19 protein-coding genes are annotated in these 18,230 nt (G+C 64.0%); 13 read left to right on the top strand and 6 right to left on the bottom strand.

Annotation, left to right across the window (positions count from 1 at the left end; translation table 11 throughout):
• Window positions 1-46: 46 nt before the first annotated feature.
• The 3 genes from hisD to AC1C2N_RS10235 are packed head-to-tail and all read left to right on the top strand — an operon-like array spanning window position 47 to window position 2,935.
• Window positions 47-1,363, top strand: a complete 1,317-nt coding sequence (gene hisD / locus AC1C2N_RS10225; protein ID WP_495433912.1) for a histidinol dehydrogenase — start codon at window positions 47-49, stop codon at window positions 1,361-1,363.
• 43 nt (window positions 1,364-1,406) lie between these two features.
• Window positions 1,407-1,895, top strand: a complete 489-nt coding sequence (gene nrdR, locus AC1C2N_RS10230) for a transcriptional regulator NrdR (RefSeq protein ID WP_108390889.1) — start codon at window positions 1,407-1,409, stop codon at window positions 1,893-1,895.
• An 11-nt stretch (window positions 1,896-1,906) separates the two neighbouring features.
• Window positions 1,907-2,935, top strand: coding sequence for a quinone-dependent dihydroorotate dehydrogenase (locus tag AC1C2N_RS10235; protein ID WP_495434221.1), 1,029 nt, complete (start codon window positions 1,907-1,909; stop codon window positions 2,933-2,935).
• A gap of 43 nt (window positions 2,936-2,978) precedes the next feature.
• Here the strand turns inward: AC1C2N_RS10235 and AC1C2N_RS10240 are convergent, their stop codons facing one another.
• Window positions 2,979-3,572, bottom strand: a complete 594-nt coding sequence (locus AC1C2N_RS10240; RefSeq protein ID WP_495433913.1) for a DUF3043 domain-containing protein — start codon at window positions 3,570-3,572, stop codon at window positions 2,979-2,981.
• Window positions 3,573-3,611: 39 nt separating this feature from the next.
• Between AC1C2N_RS10240 and AC1C2N_RS10245 the strand changes: the two genes are divergently transcribed.
• From AC1C2N_RS10245 to AC1C2N_RS10265, 5 genes are all read left to right on the top strand, one after another.
• Window positions 3,612-5,042 (top strand): M20/M25/M40 family metallo-hydrolase, encoded by a 1,431-nt coding sequence (locus AC1C2N_RS10245; RefSeq protein WP_495433914.1) that lies wholly within the window; start codon window positions 3,612-3,614, stop codon window positions 5,040-5,042.
• A 121-nt stretch (window positions 5,043-5,163) separates the two neighbouring features.
• The gene (locus AC1C2N_RS10250; protein WP_483404029.1) at window positions 5,164-5,532 is read left to right on the top strand and encodes a HesB/IscA family protein; all 369 of its coding nucleotides are present in this window, start codon (window positions 5,164-5,166) and stop codon (window positions 5,530-5,532) included.
• A gap of 173 nt (window positions 5,533-5,705) precedes the next feature.
• Window positions 5,706-6,608, top strand: a complete 903-nt coding sequence (ctaC, locus tag AC1C2N_RS10255; RefSeq protein ID WP_108390892.1) for an aa3-type cytochrome oxidase subunit II — start codon at window positions 5,706-5,708, stop codon at window positions 6,606-6,608.
• 2 nt (window positions 6,609-6,610) lie between these two features.
• Window positions 6,611-8,341: an aa3-type cytochrome oxidase subunit I gene (gene ctaD / locus AC1C2N_RS10260; RefSeq protein WP_108390893.1), complete on the top strand. Its 1,731-nt coding sequence runs from the start codon at window positions 6,611-6,613 to the stop codon at window positions 8,339-8,341.
• Entirely contained in the window at window positions 8,341-8,763 is a 423-nt protein-coding gene (locus AC1C2N_RS10265) for a cytochrome c oxidase subunit 4 (RefSeq protein ID WP_483404030.1), read from the top strand. The genes ctaD and AC1C2N_RS10265 overlap by 1 nt, the downstream gene beginning before the upstream one ends.
• A 75-nt stretch (window positions 8,764-8,838) precedes the next feature.
• On the opposite strand, the gene AC1C2N_RS10270 is transcribed toward AC1C2N_RS10265, so the two are convergent.
• The 5 genes from AC1C2N_RS10270 to ctaE all read right to left on the bottom strand — a co-directional run bounded on the left by AC1C2N_RS10270 (window position 8,839) and on the right by ctaE (window position 14,101).
• On the bottom strand, window positions 8,839-9,732 hold the full coding sequence (locus AC1C2N_RS10270; RefSeq protein WP_495433915.1) for a class I SAM-dependent methyltransferase: 894 nt from the start codon (window positions 9,730-9,732) through the stop codon (window positions 8,839-8,841).
• Between the two features lie 117 nt (window positions 9,733-9,849).
• The gene (qcrB, locus tag AC1C2N_RS10275) at window positions 9,850-11,475 is read right to left on the bottom strand and encodes a cytochrome bc1 complex cytochrome b subunit (protein ID WP_483404032.1); all 1,626 of its coding nucleotides are present in this window, start codon (window positions 11,473-11,475) and stop codon (window positions 9,850-9,852) included.
• Window positions 11,472-12,554: a cytochrome bc1 complex Rieske iron-sulfur subunit gene (qcrA, locus tag AC1C2N_RS10280; protein ID WP_483404033.1), complete on the bottom strand. Its 1,083-nt coding sequence runs from the start codon at window positions 12,552-12,554 to the stop codon at window positions 11,472-11,474. The genes qcrB and qcrA overlap by 4 nt, the downstream gene beginning before the upstream one ends.
• A gap of 42 nt (window positions 12,555-12,596) precedes the next feature.
• Window positions 12,597-13,412, bottom strand: a complete 816-nt coding sequence (gene qcrC, locus AC1C2N_RS10285) for a cytochrome bc1 complex diheme cytochrome c subunit (RefSeq protein WP_483404034.1) — start codon at window positions 13,410-13,412, stop codon at window positions 12,597-12,599.
• A gap of 20 nt (window positions 13,413-13,432) precedes the next feature.
• Window positions 13,433-14,101, bottom strand: coding sequence for an aa3-type cytochrome oxidase subunit III (ctaE, locus tag AC1C2N_RS10290; RefSeq protein WP_108390899.1), 669 nt, complete (start codon window positions 14,099-14,101; stop codon window positions 13,433-13,435).
• A gap of 103 nt (window positions 14,102-14,204) precedes the next feature.
• Between ctaE and trpD the strand changes: the two genes are divergently transcribed.
• From trpD to AC1C2N_RS10315, 5 genes are all read left to right on the top strand, one after another.
• Window positions 14,205-15,272, top strand: a complete 1,068-nt coding sequence (gene trpD, locus AC1C2N_RS10295) for an anthranilate phosphoribosyltransferase (protein ID WP_495433916.1) — start codon at window positions 14,205-14,207, stop codon at window positions 15,270-15,272.
• A gap of 115 nt (window positions 15,273-15,387) precedes the next feature.
• Window positions 15,388-16,389, top strand: coding sequence for a dihydroxyacetone kinase subunit DhaK (dhaK, locus tag AC1C2N_RS10300; protein WP_495433917.1), 1,002 nt, complete (start codon window positions 15,388-15,390; stop codon window positions 16,387-16,389).
• Window positions 16,390-16,448: 59 nt separating this feature from the next.
• Window positions 16,449-17,102, top strand: coding sequence for a dihydroxyacetone kinase subunit DhaL (dhaL, locus tag AC1C2N_RS10305; protein ID WP_495433918.1), 654 nt, complete (start codon window positions 16,449-16,451; stop codon window positions 17,100-17,102).
• Complete coding sequence (gene dhaM / locus AC1C2N_RS10310; RefSeq protein ID WP_483404038.1) at window positions 17,099-17,824, top strand: dihydroxyacetone kinase phosphoryl donor subunit DhaM; 726 nt, start codon at window positions 17,099-17,101, stop codon at window positions 17,822-17,824. Before dhaL ends, dhaM begins: the two co-directional genes overlap by 4 nt.
• 65 nt (window positions 17,825-17,889) lie before the next feature.
• Window positions 17,890-18,180, top strand: a complete 291-nt coding sequence (locus AC1C2N_RS10315) for a hypothetical protein (protein WP_483404039.1) — start codon at window positions 17,890-17,892, stop codon at window positions 18,178-18,180.
• Window positions 18,181-18,230 lie beyond the last annotated feature (50 nt).

Raw genomic sequence — 18,230 nt, forward strand, 5'->3', positions numbered from 1 at the left:
GCCGAGTGGCCGGGCCCCGGGGAGCGGGCGATAGACTGGGACTGCCATGATCAAGACGAAAATTCAGACCATCGACCTGCGCGGTATTCAGCCTACCCGCGCCGAACTGCTGCAGCGGATCCCGCGTCCGATCGTCAATATTGCCGTCGCGAGCGAAGCCGCCGAGCGGTTGATCAGTGAGGTTCGCCTCGAGGGTGAAAGCGCCCTCAAGCGGCACGCGGAAACATTCGACGGTGTTCGCGACGCGTCGATCGCCGTTGATCCCTCGGAGATCGCCGCGGCCGTGGCTGGACTCGACCCCGCCGTTCGCGCAGCACTCGATCGATCGATCGAACGCGTGCGAGCCGCAAGCGCCGCCCAGCTCCCTGTCTCCGCCACAACGAGTTTTGGGCAGGGCGCGCAGGTTCACCAGCGCTGGCAGCCGGTCGAGCGCGTTGGTCTGTACGTACCGGGCGGTAAAGCGCCGTTGGCCTCGAGCGTTGTCATGAACGTGGTTCCCGCCCAGGTGGCCGGCGTCCCCTCCATCGCACTTGCTTCACCAGCGCAGAAGGAATTCGGCGGACGTGTGCACCCGACAATCCTCGCCGCCGCCGGTCTTCTCGGCATTGACGAGGTGTACTCAATGGGCGGCGCGAGCGCTATCGGTGCGCTTGCCTACGGCGTCGAGTCACTCGGACTGCTGCCCGTCGACGTCGTCACCGGCCCTGGGAACATTTACGTCGCCGCGGCAAAGCGCCTTGTGCGCGGAGTGGTCGGTATCGACTCCGAAGCGGGGACAACCGAGATCCTGGTGATCGCGGATGCTGCCGCCAACCCTCGATTCGTCGCCGCAGACCTGATCAGCCAGGCAGAGCATGACGAGGCCGCCGCGTCGGTCCTCGTCACTGACTCGGCCGAGTTCGCCGAGCTGGTTGCGCGCGAACTGGATGAGCTCGCCGCGGCCACAGCGAACTCAGCCCGGGTGATCGAGGCGCTCGGCGGCCAGCAGTCGGCGATTGTCCTCGTCGACGATATGCACGCCGCAGCACGGTTCAGTAACGCGTACGGGCCAGAGCACCTCGAAATCCAGACCGCAGACAACGAGGCGGTGCTCTCACTCATCTCCACGGCGGGGGCGATCTTCCTTGGACCGTTCTCTCCCGTCAGCCTCGGCGACTATCTCGCCGGGTCCAACCACGTCCTGCCGACCGGGGGGCAGGCCCGTTTCTCGTCCGGACTCGGCGCATACACCTTCCTTCGCCCCCAGCAGGTGGTCGAGTACGGCCAGGCGGCGCTCGGGGACGTGGCTGAGAATGTGGTCGCGCTCAGCGGAGCTGAGGAGCTTCCCGCGCACGGCGAAGCAGTCACCGTTCGATTGTCATAGCGTCGACTCGCGTCGAAGCACCCGTCCAGCCGGAGTAGCCATCATGTTCTGTCCTTTCTGCCGCCATCCCGATTCCCGCGTCATCGACTCCCGCACCAGTGATGACGGGCTTTCCATCCGGCGGAGACGGCAGTGCCCGGAATGCGGCCGTCGCTTCAGCACAACCGAAACAGCGAGCCTCAACGTCATCAAGCGCAGCGGGGTCGTTGAGCCCTTCTCGCGCGACAAGGTCGTTTCGGGAGTGCGCAAGGCGTGCCAGGGCCGGCCGGTGACCGATTCCGACCTCGCCGTTCTGGCGCAAAAGGTGGAGGAGTCGATCCGGCAGACCGGCACAAGCCAGATCGATGCCAACGAAATCGGCCTCGCCATTCTCACGCCGCTCCGGGAACTCGACGAGGTCGCCTACCTCCGCTTCGCCAGCGTCTACCAGGGGTTCGATTCGCTCGAGGATTTCGATGCCGCGATCGCGTTGCTCCGGGTTGAGCACGCATCCGACACTGCCGACGACGCTCGCGACGCCGTCGAGCGGTGACAGCGCCGACGATGTATCAGTTCTTCTTCCGTACTGTCCTCTCGAAACTCGACCCCGAGGTCGCCCACCACCTGGCATTCGACGCGATCCGGTTGCTTGGCAACCGGAGGGTGGCTGCTGCGCTCGGGCGCGCGACGGCGCCGAGCGCCGATCTCAGCGTGTCGACGCTCGGACTGACGTTTCCCACACCGTTCGGCGTTGCTGCGGGGTTCGACAAAGACGGCGAGGCCGTCCTTGGACTCGGGGCGCTCGGGTTCGGGCACGTCGAAGTCGGCACGCTCACGGCACACTCGCAACCGGGGAACCCGAAACCGCGCCTGTTCCGGCTCGTGCCGGATCGTGCGGTGATCAACCGGATGGGGTTCAACAACGGCGGCGCAGCTGAAGCCGCAGCGCGACTCGCACACGTGCGTCTGGCCAGGAACCGCCCGGTGCTCGGGGTGAACATCGGAAAGAGCCGCGTGGTGTCCGTCGACAACGCCGTCGCCGATTACCTGACGAGCACCAGACTTCTGGCTCCGGTCGCGGATTACCTCGTTGTCAACGTCAGCTCTCCGAACACGCCGGGTCTTCGCGGACTTCAGGAGCTCGACAGGCTCGCGCCGCTGCTTGCCGCTGTCAAGACCGCCGCCGGTGCCACCCCCCTTCTCGTCAAGATCGCCCCTGACCTCAGCGACGAGGAGGTGACCCGGATCGCGGAACTCGTGGTCTCGACCGGCCTCGACGGCATCATTGCGACGAACACTACGATCTCTCGGGAGGGCCTCACGACGGACAGTGCCGTGGTCGAGGCCGCCGGGGCTGGCGGACTCTCCGGCGCCCCACTCGCGAAACGTTCACTCGAGGTGCTCCGCCTGATCAGGCGCGTCGTGCCTGACTCGATGTGCGTAATCTCGGTGGGAGGGGTCTTCACCGCGCGCGACGTCCAGGAGCGCATCGATGCCGGCGCAACCCTCGTCCAGGGCTACACGGCGTTCCTGTACCTCGGGCCGTTATGGGCGCGCCAGGTCAACCGGGGTCTTTCCGCACTCCGGGCCTAACGAAAAACCGCCCCACCGAGACGGTGAGGCGGTTTTCAGTGGGTCAGGCTGGGTAGTCCCCGCGTTTGACCTGCGGCTTCGGAAGCCGAAGGACGCGCAGCTGCAGCGCGCGCATCCCGGCATACCAGCGCACGCCCCGTTCGACGTTGTCCGTACCGAACTTGGCGCGGAGCTTTTTGCGGATGACGGTGCCCATCCAGAAGCAGTCGATGAGGGCGATGAGGAAGAACGCCCAGAGCGCCAGCATCCCGTACACCTGAACGACCGGGGAGGGGATGAGCGTCAGGATGATCACGACGAACATCACGGGGATGAGGAACTCACCGATGTTGAAGCGGGCGTCGACGTAGTCTCGAACCCAGCGCTTCTGTACCCCCCGGTCTCTCTGCGGGAGATAACGCTCATCTCCTGCAGCCAGGCCGATCCTCGCCTTCTCGCGGGACTCCGCGAGTTTGGCGCGGGCTGCCAGCTTCGCTTCCTTGCGGTCGCCTGGCACGAGGGGGCGCTTATTGAGGGCCTCCCGCTCCTTGCGCGTCGGCGTCGGCCTGCCCTTGCCAGCAGCGGCAATACGTTCCGCGGTCTGGTCGGGAGTTTCGATGATTGGCTCGGCTGTCGAGCGTGGTGTGTGTTTGGTCACTGTGGGTCCTAGCGCTGGATACCTCTTAAGATTACCTGCATGACCTCAGACTCCGAACACACGTCTACCACGCTCACAGCAATCGATGCAGATATTCACACCGCCGTCTCCGGAGGGATGCCGGCTGCGATCGCAGACCTCTCCGATCTTGTGCGCATTCCGAGTGTTTCCTGGGCCGCATTCGACCCTGCCCACGTGCGAGCGAGCGCGGAGGCGGTCGCAGCACTGGCCGAGGCGACGGGACTTTTCGACGTTGTCGAGGTCAAGCAGGCGCCGATCGATGACACGTCAGAACTTGGGCAGCCAGCGGTTCTCGCCACCCGGAAGGCACGAAACGGTGCTCCAACCGTCCTGCTCTATGCGCACCACGACGTCCAGCCTCCCGGCAAGGATGACGACTGGGACTCTAAGCCGTTCGAGCCGACGGTCAAGGGTGACAGGATCTATGGCCGCGGTGCCGCCGACGACAAGGCGGGAGTGATGGCCCACATCGCGTCGCTTCGCGCGCTCAAGGAGGTGCTCGGCTCGGACTTCGACCTCGGTCTCGCGCTGTTCATCGAGGGGGAGGAGGAGTTCGGTTCGCGCTCGTTCGCCAATTTCCTCACCGACAACCGTGGGGCCCTCACCGCCGACGCCATCGTCGTCGCCGACTCCAACAACTGGGATGAGGTGACCCCCGCGATCACGGTGGGCCTCCGCGGCAACGTCACCTTCCGCCTGACGGTGCGCACTCTCGGGCACGCCAGCCACTCCGGCATGTTCGGGGGAGCGGTGCCCGACGCGATGCTCGCGACCATCAAGCTCCTCGCCGCCTTCTGGGACGAGTCCGGATCCGTCGCCGTCGACGGCCTCGAGAGCTACTCAGGCGAGACCCCCGAATACTCCGAGGCCCAATTGCGCGAAGAGACCGGCCTCTTGCCCGGCGTATCGCCCCTTGGAACCGGTACCATCCTCTCGCGGATCTGGAACCAGCCTTCGGTGACCGTCACGGGGATCGACGCGCCGAGCGTCGCCAACGCGTCGAACACCCTCTCGCCCGTCGTCTCGGTCAAGGTGAGCGCGAGAATCGCTCCAGGCCAGAATGCGACAGACGCAGAGCAGGCAATTCGCGCCCACATCGCGGCACACACCCCGTTCGGCGCTGAGGTCGAGATCGACGACGTCGACCTCGGCGACCCGTTCCTCGTCGACGGCTCCGGGGCCATCTTCGGCGAAGCGAAGCGGGCGATGAAGGACGCGTGGGGCACGGAGGCGGTCGAGCTCGGGGTCGGAGGGTCGATTCCGTTCATCGCGGACCTCGTGCGTGTGTTCCCCGCGGCCGAGATCCTGGTCACCGGAGTCGAGGATCCGCACTCGCGGGCACACAGCCCCAACGAGTCTCTCCACCTCGGCGTCTTCTCCCGGTCTGTGCTCGCGGAGGCCCTCCTGCTTGCCCGCCTGAACGCGGGTCCACAGGCGGCTGGGCGCTGAGCCGCCCGAGCGAAACCGGACGGATAACCCGGATGGTCCCCGTCACAGCGATTGCGCGGTTGCGGGGATTACACTGGGGCCAGATGTGTAACTACAGGTCAGTCCACTACCGAGGAGAGTCATGAGCGACACAACGCTGACATCCACCATGCCGCAGCCCGCTACCCACGGTGTAGGCCTCAGCGATACCGCTGCAGCCAAGGTGAGGAGCCTCCTCGAGCAGGAGGGCAGGGACGACCTTCGGTTGAGGGTCGCCGTCCAGCCCGGCGGCTGTTCCGGACTCATTTACCAGCTCTACTTCGACGAGCGCATGCTCGAGGGCGACGCGACAGTCGATTTCGGTGGCGTCGAAGTTATCGTCGACAAGATGAGCGTTCCGTATCTCGACGGCGCGTCGATCGACTTCGAGGACACCATCCAGAAGCAGGGATTCACCATCGATAACCCGAACGCCGGCGGAAGCTGCGCGTGTGGAGACAGCTTCCACTAGGCGAATATTCAGCAAATCGTGCAGGGGACACGCCACGTGTGGCGGGTCCCCTGCTTCTTTTAACCCGGGTCGACCGGCGGAATTCGCGGTACCACGGCCCAATTGGTCGAGAGCGGTGGCGTCAATCGGGCTAGACTGAAAGCTGAAATAACACTGTCATCGAAAGGTCCCAGGTGCGCTCGAATCGTCGACTCCGATGGGCTGCTATACCGGTTGCCATCACGCTTGCCGTGGTTCTGGCCGGCTGTACCCAGGCCGAACTTCACGGTTATCTTCCAGGATTTCTGGAGGGTGAACCGCCCGTAACAAACAACACAGAGCGTGTTGCCGGTCTGTGGGTGACCTCATGGATAGTCCTTCTCGGCGTTGGCCTTCTCACCTGGGGACTCACGCTCTGGGCAATCATCGTTTACCGCCGGCGCAAGGGCCAGACCGGCCTGCCGGTGCAGATGCGCTACAACATGCCGATCGAGATCTTCTACACGATCGTGCCGCTGATCCTCGTCCTCGGTTTCTTCGCGTTCACCGCGCGTGACCAGGAGATCATCGAGACTCAGTTCGAAAACCCGGACGTTGAAATCCAGGTCTTCGCAAAGCAGTGGGCGTGGGACTTCATTTACACGGATGCCGTTGACGGCGAAGATGTGTGGTCCGTTGGCATCCAGGCCCAGGAAGAAGAAGGTGCCCCAGCAGGCACCATCGACCAGGAGCAGCTGCCGACCCTGTACCTCCCCGTTGGCGCTGACGTCAAGATCGCGCTCGAATCGCGCGACGTCATCCACTCGTTCTGGGTCATCGACTTCCTTTACAAGAAGGACATGTTCCCCGGTGCAACCAACTACATGTCGATCACGCCGCAGCGTGAGGGAACCTACGCGGGCAAGTGCGCCGAGCTCTGTGGTGAATACCACTCGCTCATGCTCTTCAACGTCGAGGTCGTTGACCAGGAAACCTACGATGAGTACGTTCGCGGCCTCGCTGAAGAAGGCAACGTCGGCGACTACGGCTCCGAGTACGACAGAAACAGCAATCTGCCAGGCGTAGACGCGCCCGTCCGAGAAGGAGAGGGCGAATAATCATGGCTACTACTATTGAGCTTCCCGCCGGACAGGCACGGGTTGTCAACAGCACCCGCGTCGAGAAAAAGGGAAACGTCCTGGTCAACTGGATCACATCCACTGACCACAAGACGATCGGGTACATGTACCTGATCGCGTCCTTCGTGTTCTTCTGCATCGGCGGCGTGATGGCACTGATCATCCGCGCACAGCTCTTCGAACCGGGCCTCAACCTGCTCGAGACGAAGGAACAGTACAACCAGCTGTTCACGATGCACGGAACGATCATGCTCCTCATGTTCGCGACACCGCTCTTCGCCGGGTTCGCCAACGTGTTGATGCCCCTGCAGATCGGTGCACCGGATGTTGCGTTCCCGCGACTGAACGCCTTCGCGTTCTGGCTGTTCCTCTTCGGCAGCCTCCTCGCTATCGGTGGCTTCCTCACCCCGCAGGGTGCGGCATCCTTCGGCTGGTTCGCGTATGCACCGCTCTCGAGCACGACGTTCTCTCCCGGCGTCGGCGGTAACCTCTGGGTTCTCGGCCTCGCGCTCTCGGGTTTCGGAACGATTCTCGGTGGTGTGAACTTCATCACGACGATCATCACGATGCGTGCACCAGGCATGACGATGTTCCGGATGCCGATCTTCACCTGGAACACGCTCGTCACCTCACTCCTGGTGCTGATGGCGTTCCCTGTTCTCGCCGCTGCGCTGTTCGGCCTGGGTGCTGACCGCGTCTTCGACGCCCACGTGTACGACCCGGAAAACGGGGGAGTGATCCTCTGGCAGCACCTCTTCTGGTTCTTCGGCCACCCAGAGGTGTACATCATCGCGCTGCCGTTCTTCGGCATCGTCAGCGAGGTCTTCCCGGTCTTCAGCCGCAAGCCGATCTTCGGGTACAAGACTCTCGTCTACGCGACGATCTCGATCGCGGCGCTCTCGGTCACGGTGTGGGCTCACCACATGTACGTCACCGGCTCCGTCCTGTTGCCGTTCTTCTCGCTCATGACGATGCTCATCGCGGTTCCCACAGGTGTGAAGATCTTCAACTGGATCGGCACCATGTGGCGAGGTTCAGTGACATTCGAGACGCCCATGCTCTGGGCTATCGGCTTCCTCGTGACCTTCACCTTCGGTGGACTCACCGGCGTGATCCTCGCGTCGCCTCCGCTGGACTTCCACGTGTCTGACACCTACTTCGTTGTCGCCCACTTCCACTACGTCGTCTTCGGCACAGTGGTGTTCGCGATGTTCAGTGGGTTCTACTTCTGGTGGCCCAAGTGGACCGGAAAGATGCTCAACGAGAAGCTCGGTTACTGGCACTTCTGGTTGCTCTTCATCGGGTTCCACACCACGTTCCTGATCCAGCACTGGCTCGGCGTGATGGGTATGCCGCGACGCTACGCGACCTACTCACCGGAAGACGGTTTCACCTGGATGAACCAGCTGTCGACCGTTGGTGCCATGATCCTGGCACTCTCGATGCTGCCGTTCTTCCTCAACGTGTACATCACGGCCCGCAAGGCGCCGAAGGTCACCGTGAACGACCCGTGGGGATACGGTGGATCGCTCGAGTGGGCGACCTCCTGCCCGCCGCCCCGTCACAACTTCACGTCGATCCCGCGGATCCGCTCCGAGCGGCCCGCCTTCGACCTGAACCACCCCGAAGCGGGTATCCCGGTCGGTGTCGGTCCTGCCAAGGACGCACCAGATGCTCCGACCTATGACCGTTCAGAAGGTGAAGTGAAGTAATGAAGGCCAACGTCAACCTCTTCTGGATCCTCGCGGTATTCTTCGCGTTTATCACGGCGGTCTACGTGTACTGGAGCCTGACCGACCCGGGCTACGGCACCATCGAATGGGCGGGAACCACGGCGCTTGCGCTGTCGGCCATCCTGGCCACGTTCGTCGGTTTCTACCTCAGCCGGGTGCACCGTCACCAGGGCGGAGAGCTGCCGGAAGACACCCTGACCGCGAACATCGATGACGGTGACCCCGAACTCGGACACTTCGCTCCCTGGAGCTGGTGGCCGATCATCATGGCCGCCGGTGGCGCGCTGATGATGCTCGGTCTCTCGATCGGATTCTGGATCTCGTTCATCGCGGCTCCGCTTCTGCTCATCGCGATCGTCGGCTGGACCTACGAGTTCTACCGCGGCTTCCACGCCAGGTAGATAAGAGCGTTCTGCACTACGCAGAAGGGCCACACACAGAAATGTGTGTGGCCCTTTTTGCGTATCCGGAACAGGTTACTCCGTGACCGACGGCGCGTCTGCCGGTAGCCGGCGATACGTGAGAACGGTCACGGATGCCGTCACGCGGCGCATTGGGACCGGGATCCCGCCGGTCACCTCTGAAGCTCGGGGCGAGACCCCGGGATGCTCGGTTTCGCTGGACGGCGACGTCGTGTGGTGCGCCGATGGACCCATCCCGATGAGAGCGTCCAGATCGTCAGCCGTGAGCTTCATCTCGAACTCGACCTGCGTCCGGCTTTCCTCGCTGAACCAGGGTGACGCGGCATCCGTCAGGGCCTCTGGCTTGCCGTCGGGGATGCCGATGGCGCGGCCCTCTGCCCGAACCTCCTGCAGGTGACGTGTGGTGGGCACGACCGCAACCAGGAAGCCGTCGGCGTCGAGGACGCGCGCGAACTCAGGGAGGTTGCGGGGCGCGAACACGCTGAGGATACCGGCGAGCGAATCGCTGAGAAACGGGAGCGGCTGCCACACGTCGAGCACGACCCCACCCGCCGACGGAACGGCGCGGACGGCCATCCGGACGGCGAAGGGCGAGAGGTCAGCAGCGACGGGCAGGACGTTGTTCGTTCCGGCAGCCACAAGGTCGGCTGCAGCTGCGGAGAGGTAGAAGCCCGTGCCACAGCCCAGCTCGGCGAGACGGGGCAGCCAGGGGGCACCGGTGCCCGTCGCGGCCGGGGCGGTGGGGTCGATGGAGCGCGACGCCCACGCCCGGGAGGTGGCGGAGGCGACGGTATCCGCGATGGGATCGAACGCACCGGTCTCAAAGAACCGGGCGCGGGCGTCGAGCATCGATTGGCTGTCGCCGGTGACCCGGGTGGATGGCGGCAGCAACGAGACGTAGCCGCGTTTGTTGACGTCGAACCGATGACCGTCGTCACACCCGATCACGAGGTGATCGACGGGGGACAGGCGGCACTCTTCTGCGCGCTGGGAAAAGCAGAACGGGCAACGAAGCCCCTCCGCCAGATGTCGGAGGGTCAACGTTGCCCGTTCGTGAGTAGTGATTTAGTGCTGGTCCCCGTGCGATGACTCGATTTCGGTCCTCGACACTGGTGCGATGCGATCTTCGAAGAACCAGCGGGAGAACCCGGCGCGGACCTTCTGGGCGACGGTGATCTTACCGCGAGCGTTCGGGCGGATCATGAGCGGCTGGTAGTCGTCGTAGCTCACGAGCTTCCAGCGCTCGTAATCGGACACCGGCTCGTGAACCTCGATGTACTCGCCACCGGGCAGGCGAACGATGCGACCGGACTCGAAGCCGTGCAGCGCGATCTCGCGGTCCTTCTTCTGAAGGCCGAGGCAGATCCGTTTGGCGACGAAGTAAGCGATAACCGGACCCAGGAAGAGCAACACCTGGAGTGTGCGGATGACGCCCTCCATCGTGACGTGGAAGTGCGTCGCGATGATGTCCGAGCTTGCCGCAGCCCAGAGGACCGCGTAGAACGTCACACCCGCTGCGCCGATGGCGGTGCGGGTAGCGGCGTTGCGGGGACGGTCGAGGATGTGGTGCTCGCGCTTGTCGCCGGTGATCCACGCTTCGAGGAACGGGTAGAGCATGACGGCGACGATGAAGATACCGATGACCGCGAGCGGCAGCAGGATTCCGAACGAGAAGGTGTGATCGAACAGCACCAGGTCCATGTTCGACGGAGCGAGTCGCAACCCACCGTCGGCGAAGCCGATGTACCAGTCCGGCTGGGTACCAGCGGAGACGGGTGACGGGTCATACGGGCCGTAGTTCCAGATCGGGTTGATCGTGAAGAGCGACGCGATGAGCATGACGACACCGAAGACGATGAAGAAGAACCCACCGGCCTTGGCGGCGTAAACCGGAAGGACGGGGAATCCGACGACGTTCTGCTCGGTGCGACCCGGACCGGAGTACTGGGTGTGCTTGTGCACGACGACGAACAACAGGTGCAGTGCGATGAACGCGAGGACCATCGCGGGAAGCAGCAGGATGTGGAGCGAGTACAGGCGGCCGACGATGTCGGTGCCGGGGAACTCTCCACCGAACAGCAGGTACGAGGTCCAGGTTCCGATCAGCGGGATGCCCTTGACCATGCCGTCGATGATCCGGAGACCGTTACCGGACAGCAGGTCGTCCGGCAGCGAGTACCCGGTGAATCCTTCGGCCATCGCGAGGATGAAGAGAACGAAGCCGATGACCCAGTTGAGCTCACGCGGCTTGCGGAACGCACCGGTGAAGAAGATGCGCAGCATGTGCAGGCCGATGGACGCCACGAACAGCAGAGCGGCCCAGTGGTGTACCTGACGCATCAGGAGGCCACCGCGGATGTCGAAGGAGAGGTCGAGAGTCGACGCCATTGCGGCGCTCATCTCGACACCCTTCAACGGGACGTACGAGCCCTCGTAGTGGACCTCGGCCATCGATGCCTGGAAGAAGAAGGTGAGGAATGTGCCGGACAGCAGGATGATGACAAAGCTGTAAAGCGCTACTTCACCGAGCAGGAACGACCAGTGGTCAGGGAAGATCTTGCGACCGAGCTCCTTGACGGCTGTCGAGATGCTCGTGCGTTCGTCGAGATAGTTGGAAGCTGCGGCGGTGAAACCGCCTGACTTCCTGGCTGGTGCCTTTTCAGTGTCGGCCGGGGCCGTGACGGTGTTCAATGACGCTCCCAGAAACTTGGGCCAACAGGTTCGTGGAAGTCGCTCTGTGCGATGAGGTAGCCCTCGTCGTCAACAGCGATCGGAAGCTGCGGAAGGGGACGGGCGGCCGGACCGAAGATCACGGCGCAGTGGTTGGTGACGTCGAACTGCGACTGGTGGCAGGGGCAGAGCAGGTTGTGCGTCTGCTGCTCGTACAGTGCGACGGGGCATCCAACGTGGGTGCAGACCTTGGAGTACGCGACGATGCCGTCGTACGACCAGTCTTTCTTGTCTTCAGCCTCGTGGAGGTCTTCCGGCTTCAGACGCATCAGGAGAACAATGGCTTTCGCCTTCTCCTCGAGGTATCCCTCGCTGTGCCCGACGCTGGCGAGCGATTCGGGAATCACGTGGAAGACAGAGCCGACTGTGACGTCGGCAGCCTTGATCGGCAGACCCGACGGGTCGCTGGCGAGGCGGTCGCCCTCTTTCCACATGGTGTGCTCGAGGAGCGTGACGGGGTTCTGACCCTCGGGAGCAAGCCCGCGGAACAGGACGACGGCCGGGAGCGGGAACGCGACGAGCGCTCCGATGAGGCTGTTCCGGATGAGCGAGCGCCGGCCGAAACCGGATTCTTCATTCGCTTCCTGGAAGATCTCAACGGCACGTGCCCGTGTCTCGTCTGAACCGCGCACGGGGTGACGGACGTCGATACCCTCGTGGTCGGCCATGAGCGCCTTGCCCCAGTGAACCGCTCCGATACCGAGCGCGAGCAATGCCAGCGCGAGTCCGAGACCGATGAAGAGGTTGTTGAGACGAACCGATTCGAGGTTTTCGGGTTCGATGGGGAACATCATGTAGGCGGCAATCGCCCAGATGCTTCCCGCTACCGACAGGTAGAAGAGGGTGTAGACGGTTCGTTCCGCCTGCTTTTCCTTCTTGGGGTCAAGATCCGTTACTCGCGGCCGGTGCGGGGGAAACCCCGGGTTGGCGATCGCGTCCGTGGCCACAACCGCCGTACCGACGGCAGTTTCAGTGCCGTGGCCGTGGTCTGACGAGTCGGCAGCGGCGAGTTCCGTGCCGCTGTTACCGTCCTGTGCCATTGTGCTCCTTCGTAGTTCTGCGCAAAGTCATTGCTGTGTTGCTTAGTTTGAACGCGCCGTGATCCATACGGTCAACGCGACGATTGTCCCGAGACCGAAGATCCAGATGAAGAGTCCTTCAGCAACAGGGCCGAGGCTTCCCAGGGCGTTTCCGCCGACGGTGGAATTTTCCTCGGTGAATTTGAGCGCAGTGATGATGTCGCGCTTGTCCTCCGGGGTGAGGTTCGCGTCATTGAATACCGGCATGTTCTGCGGGCCGGTCACCATGGCTTCGTAAATGTAAACGGGGTCAACACCGGTCAGGGGAGGGGCGTACTTGCCCTGGGTCAGTGCTCCACCCGCGCCAGCAACGTTGTGGCACATTGCGCAGTTGATCCGGAAGAGCTCGGCTCCGTTGGCGGCGTCGCCATCGGCGTGCAGTAGGTCCTCGTCAGGGATGCCGGGGCCGGGGCCCGTCGTCGCAACATACTTCGCGAGGGCGAGAGTCTGCTCTTCGGTGAACTGTGGTGGCTTCTGAGGGGCCTGCGGTCCCTGCTGCTGCAGGGGCATCCGACCGGTTCCGACCTGGAAGTCGACCGATGCGGCGCCGACGCCGATGAGGCTCGGAGCGGCATCGGTGCCCTCGAGGGCAAGGCCGTGGCAGCTTGCGCAGTTGGCGTCGAAGAGTTTCTTTCCCTCTTCCACCGTCGCTGCGGTTGCAGCGTGCGACGGTTCAGCGCTTGCCGTCGTCGTCGAGAACGCGGCGTACGCGCCCCCGGTGAACAGGAGGCCTGCGGCGATGAGCGCTGTGGTCGCCAGTGGAGAGCGGCGCCCTGTGTTCCGGCCCTTGCGGGGGGAGCTGGTGTGAGTCCTAAACATTCGCGTGAGGTCTTCCGGTTCTATTGCAGTACGTAAATGACGAAGAAGAGGCCGATCCAGACCACGTCGACGAAGTGCCAGTAGTACGAGACCACGATGGCGCTAGTGGCTTCCTTGTGGCCGAACGTCTTGACGGCGAATGCGCGACCGATGACGAGCAGGAACGCGATGAGTCCGCCTGTGACGTGCAGACCGTGGAATCCGGTTGTGAGGTAGAACGCCGAGCCATACGCGTTCGACGAGAGCGAGACGCCCTCACTGACGAGCGTGGCGTACTCGAAGATCTGGCCGGCGACGAAGATTGCGCCGAGTGCGTAGGTGAGGAAGAACCACTCGACCATTCCCCACTGGGACGGCTTCGGTCCGACCGATCGCGGCCGCATCCGTTCAGCGGCGAACACCCCGAACTGGCAGGTGAAACTCGACGCCACGAGGATGATCGTGTTCGTCGTCGAGAACGGAATATTCAGGAGCGCTGTCTCGCTCTCCCACAGCTCTGGCGAAACAGAACGAAGGGTGAAATAAATGGCAAACAGGCCGGCGAAGAACATTACTTCGCTGCCGAGCCACACAATGGTGCCAACGGCTACAGGGTTCGGCCTGTTGATCTTTTGGGCTTTCGCCGCGTAGTTCAATGAGGTGCTCGTCACCGTTCCATTATGGCCGATATCCGGGCGGCTGTTTCGCATTCGGAGCCTCTGTGCGGGAAGTCGTTAGTTAGGGGAACCTTACTTTTCGCCGGGAAAGTGCCATGAATTCGCGTCGGTCGGGGTGCTCGGTAGGCTGGGAGTCATGTCTGATTCCGTCACCTGGCCGCACCTCCTCTCGACATTGCTTAACGGCGACGACCTGAGTGTCGCGGAGGCGACGTGGGCAATGGATGGCGTGATCAGGGGGACAGCGAGCCCCGCGCAGATCGCCGGGTTCCTGGTTGCGCTCCGCGCCAAGGGGGAGTCGGTCAACGAGATCGTCGGGTTCCGGGATGCCATCCTCGAACAGGCCGTTCCGCTTCCAGTCAACTCCATGGCGCTCGACATCGTTGGGACCGGCGGTGACCGCTTCGGCACAGTGAACATCTCGACGATGGCCTGTGTCGTTGTGGCCTCAGCGGGAGTGCCAGTGATCAAGCACGGCAACCGCGCCGTCAGCAGCGTGTCCGGCGCCAGTGACGTGCTCTCGGCCCTCGGGATCGACCTCACCCGCACGGCCGACCAGGTGGCATCCTCACTGCAGGACACGGGGATCACCTTCGCGTTCGCCTCTGCGTTCCACCCGGGTTTCCGTCACGCGGCGCCGGTCAGGGCAGCCCTGGGCATCCCGACGGTGTTCAATATCCTCGGACCGCTGTGCAATCCCGCCCGCCCGGAAGCATCCGCTGTCGGCGTCGCCCAGCTGGATCGGGTGCCCCTGTTTGTTGGCGTGTTCCAGACCAGGGGAGCGACGGCGCTCGTCTTCCGCGGTGACGATGGGCTCGATGAGCTCACGACCACCGGGCACTCGCACATCTGGGAAGTCAGTCGTGGCCTCGTGACGGAACACGATCTCGACCCGCGTGATCTCGGCATCCCTCTCGTCAAGATGTCGGAACTGGTCGGTGGCGACCCTGAGCACAACGCCGGTGTTGTCCGCCGCGTGCTCTCCGGTGAGAAAGGCGCCGTTCGCGATATCGTGCTGCTCAACGCCGCTGCCGGCCTCGTTGCTTACCGTCTCGCCGAGGACCCCACGCAGATGCAGGTTTCCATTCTCGACAGGTTTGCGGAACAGATGGAGGTGGCGCGGGATGCGCTCGACTCGGGGCGCGCTGCGGCAAAGCTCGACGAGTGGGTTGCGGCCACCTCGGCCGGCGCTACCGGGGCCTGATGCCCCTTACCTCGCTGGCTCTTCGGGGCTAGGTTGAGCTTCAGGCCGGTCGGCCCCACCGTCCGGCGATCGAAGTAGCTCTTTTGCGTCCTATTTGTCACCTGGAGAGATTTCAATGAAGAAGCTCATCAACGACCCGAAGAATGTCGTTACCGAAGCGGTCGCCGGTTTCGCTGCCGCCCACTCGGATATCGTGCGCGCGTCGGAAGACCCCATGTTCGTCGTCCGCGCGGACGCGCCTGTGACCGGAAAAGTCGGCCTCGTTTCCGGCGGCGGAAGTGGTCACGAGCCGCTCCACGCCGGGTTCGTCGGCTTTGGAATGCTCGACGCCGCCGTCCCTGGCCCGGTTTTCACTTCGCCGACCCCCGACCCCATTGTTGCTGCCACGCACGCGGTGGACGGCGGCTCCGGAGTGCTTCACATCGTGAAGAACTACACGGGCGACGTCCTCAATTTCGAAACTGCCGCTGATCTGGCCGCGGCAGACGGCGTCGAGGTGCGGAGCGTGATCGTCAACGATGACGTCGCCGTACAGGACTCGCTCTATACCGCCGGTCGTCGCGGTGTGGCAGGGACCGTCCTGATCGAGAAGATCGCGGGAGCAGCTGCCCAGCGCGGCGATGCGCTCGACGACGTCGCTGCGGTGGCCGAGCGGGTCAACGCGAACGTGAGGTCAATGGGCGTCGCATTGACGCCGTGCGTCGTGCCGCACGCCGGAGAACCGAGCTTCGAACTGGCGGAAGACGAGATCGAGATCGGGATCGGCATTCACGGCGAGCCGGGCAGGGAGAGGATCAAACTCGAACCGGCTGACGGTATCGTGGACCGTCTGCTCGGGCCGATTATCGACGACGGCGGTTTCGCCACTGGAGACAGAGTGCTCCTGCTCGTGAACGGAATGGGCGGGACTCCACTTGTCGAGCTGTACATCGTGTACCGGCACGCGGCTGAGGTGCTCGCTGGCAGGGGGATCGAGGTTTCGAGATCGCTCGTCGGCAACTACACGACATCGCTGGAGATGCAGGGCTGTTCGCTGTCCGTGCTCAGGCTCGACGACGAGCTCACCGAGTTGTGGGACGCCCCTGTCCAGACCGCGGCGCTCCGCTGGGGTCGCTGACCCCGCATCATCCGGGTCGCCGCAGCTGCGCCGGCCGGCAACCGACTGAAAGGAACGACATGGCTCTGGGAACCCCGTGGGCGATCAACTGGATTCGAGCAAGCGCGGCAGTTATTGCCGAGCACCGCGCCGAGTTGATCACGCTGGATCGCGACATCGGCGACGGTGACCACGGCGAGAACATGGACAGGGGGTTCGCCGCTGTCCTCTCAAAACTCGACGACCTCCCCGCCGAAGCCACTCCGGGAGACGTGCTGAAGCTCGTGGCGACGACGCTCATCTCCACGGTGGGAGGAGCATCAGGGCCGCTGTTCGGGACCGCGTACCTCAAGGCGGCCGGCGCTGTCGGGTCCGTCCCCGAGCTTGATTCCGCTGCCGTCGTCTCGCTGCTGCGGGCTGCGCGTGATGGCATTGTCCTCCGTGGCAAAGCGGATGTCGGTGACAAGACCATGATCGATGCCTGGACGCCGGCCGTTGACGCCGCAGCGGCCGCGGCGGCCGAGGGACAGGACGAAGCTGGCGTTCTCGCCGCCGCCGCGGATGCTGCAGAAAGCGGTGCAGAAGCGACGGAGCCGCTCGTCGCCCGCAAGGGCCGGGCAAGCTACCTGGGCGAGCGTGCCATCGGCCACCGCGATCCTGGCGCGCAGTCGACCGCCCTCCTCCTCCGGGCCGCCGCAACAACAGCTGCAGCGTCGACGGAGACTACGTCGTGACCGTCGGGCTCGTTTTCGTCTCACACAGCACACTGATCGCCAACGGCCTCGTGCAACTCGCGGGTCAGATGGCGCCGGACGTGTCCCTCGTTCCGGCCGGCGGCACCGACGACGACGGAATCGGAACGAGCTTCGACAGAATCACCGCGGCCATCTCACGGGCGGACTCGGGTGGCGGAGTGGCGATCCTCTGCGATCTCGGCTCGGCTATCCTCACCGCAGAGACAGCGCTCGACTTCCTCGACGACGCCAAACGGGCATCCGTTCGCATCATCGACGCTCCTCTCGTTGAGGGAGGGGTTGCCGCCGCTGTCGCCGCCCAGACCGGGGCGGACATCGATGGCGTCGCGGCTGCCGCCCGATCGGCCGTCGACGTCTTTGTTGCTTCTTCGCCTGCCCGGAACCAGGACGCTGACGTCGAGAGTCCCGCTCCTGCCGGTCCGGCTCATGACAGTGAGACTCACGGGGGTTACTCCCGCTCGGTGACGATCATTAATCGTGATGGGCTGCACGCACGCCCGGCGGCGGACTTCGTCAAGCTCGCCAGCACCTTTGACACACCGGTCACCGTCAACGGCAGGGACGCGAAAAGCCTCCTCGCGATCATGGCGCTCGGTCTTCAAAAGGGAAAGAGTGCCGAGATCGCCACTGCGGATCCAGCCGGACGGGATGCCGTCGATGCGCTCGCGGACCTCGTGGAATCCGGTTTCGGCGAGTCCTGAACCGCAACGCGCGACGTGCCGAATGGCAGCGTTCTTCCCGGCGCATCGGGCGTAGCATGGCTGCCATGACAACGCCAGAGAACGCTGAACAGAGCCCTGAGCGCGCGCCCGAGTCCCGCTCGGAAGACGGGCATGGGTCCGATGCAGTGACCGATATCGAGGCCGAGCGCGCTGCGGCGCCCTGTCCGGTCTGCGGCCATCCGATGAGGGAGCATGTCATCGACCACAGCACGTCCAACCCCATTCTCATCTGCCCTGCGCCGATCGATCACAGCCGTATTCCGGAGACGACATCGCCGCTCGATGAACTGGGTATGGAACGGCATCCGGCTCCGCCGCCCGCACGCAAGGACTGATCCTGTCACTGGCTGGTTCACGTGCCGGCCACAGGATCAGTCCTGTCAGC

Source organism: Mycetocola sp. Y791 (assembly GCF_059445325.1).

What these genes read in the sequence shown, in the direction of transcription:
- AC1C2N_RS10245 (WP_495433914.1), top strand. Translation starts at nt 3,612, where the DNA reads ATGACCTCAGACTCCGAACACACGTCTACCACGCTCACAGCAATCGAT.
- AC1C2N_RS10235 (WP_495434221.1), top strand. Translation starts at nt 1,907, where the DNA reads ATGTATCAGTTCTTCTTCCGTACTGTCCTCTCGAAACTCGACCCCGAG.
- AC1C2N_RS10315 (WP_483404039.1), top strand. Translation starts at nt 17,890, where the DNA reads ATGACAACGCCAGAGAACGCTGAACAGAGCCCTGAGCGCGCGCCCGAG.
- ctaD (WP_108390893.1), top strand. Translation starts at nt 6,611, where the DNA reads ATGGCTACTACTATTGAGCTTCCCGCCGGACAGGCACGGGTTGTCAAC.
- qcrC (WP_483404034.1), bottom strand. Translation starts at nt 13,412, where the DNA reads ATGTTTAGGACTCACACCAGCTCCCCCCGCAAGGGCCGGAACACAGGG.
- ctaE (WP_108390899.1), bottom strand. Translation starts at nt 14,101, where the DNA reads ATGCGAAACAGCCGCCCGGATATCGGCCATAATGGAACGGTGACGAGC.
- AC1C2N_RS10250 (WP_483404029.1), top strand. Translation starts at nt 5,164, where the DNA reads ATGAGCGACACAACGCTGACATCCACCATGCCGCAGCCCGCTACCCAC.
- trpD (WP_495433916.1), top strand. Translation starts at nt 14,205, where the DNA reads ATGTCTGATTCCGTCACCTGGCCGCACCTCCTCTCGACATTGCTTAAC.
- AC1C2N_RS10265 (WP_483404030.1), top strand. Translation starts at nt 8,341, where the DNA reads ATGAAGGCCAACGTCAACCTCTTCTGGATCCTCGCGGTATTCTTCGCG.
- hisD (WP_495433912.1), top strand. Translation starts at nt 47, where the DNA reads ATGATCAAGACGAAAATTCAGACCATCGACCTGCGCGGTATTCAGCCT.
- dhaL (WP_495433918.1), top strand. Translation starts at nt 16,449, where the DNA reads ATGGCTCTGGGAACCCCGTGGGCGATCAACTGGATTCGAGCAAGCGCG.
- dhaK (WP_495433917.1), top strand. Translation starts at nt 15,388, where the DNA reads ATGAAGAAGCTCATCAACGACCCGAAGAATGTCGTTACCGAAGCGGTC.
- nrdR (WP_108390889.1), top strand. Translation starts at nt 1,407, where the DNA reads ATGTTCTGTCCTTTCTGCCGCCATCCCGATTCCCGCGTCATCGACTCC.
- qcrA (WP_483404033.1), bottom strand. Translation starts at nt 12,554, where the DNA reads ATGGCACAGGACGGTAACAGCGGCACGGAACTCGCCGCTGCCGACTCG.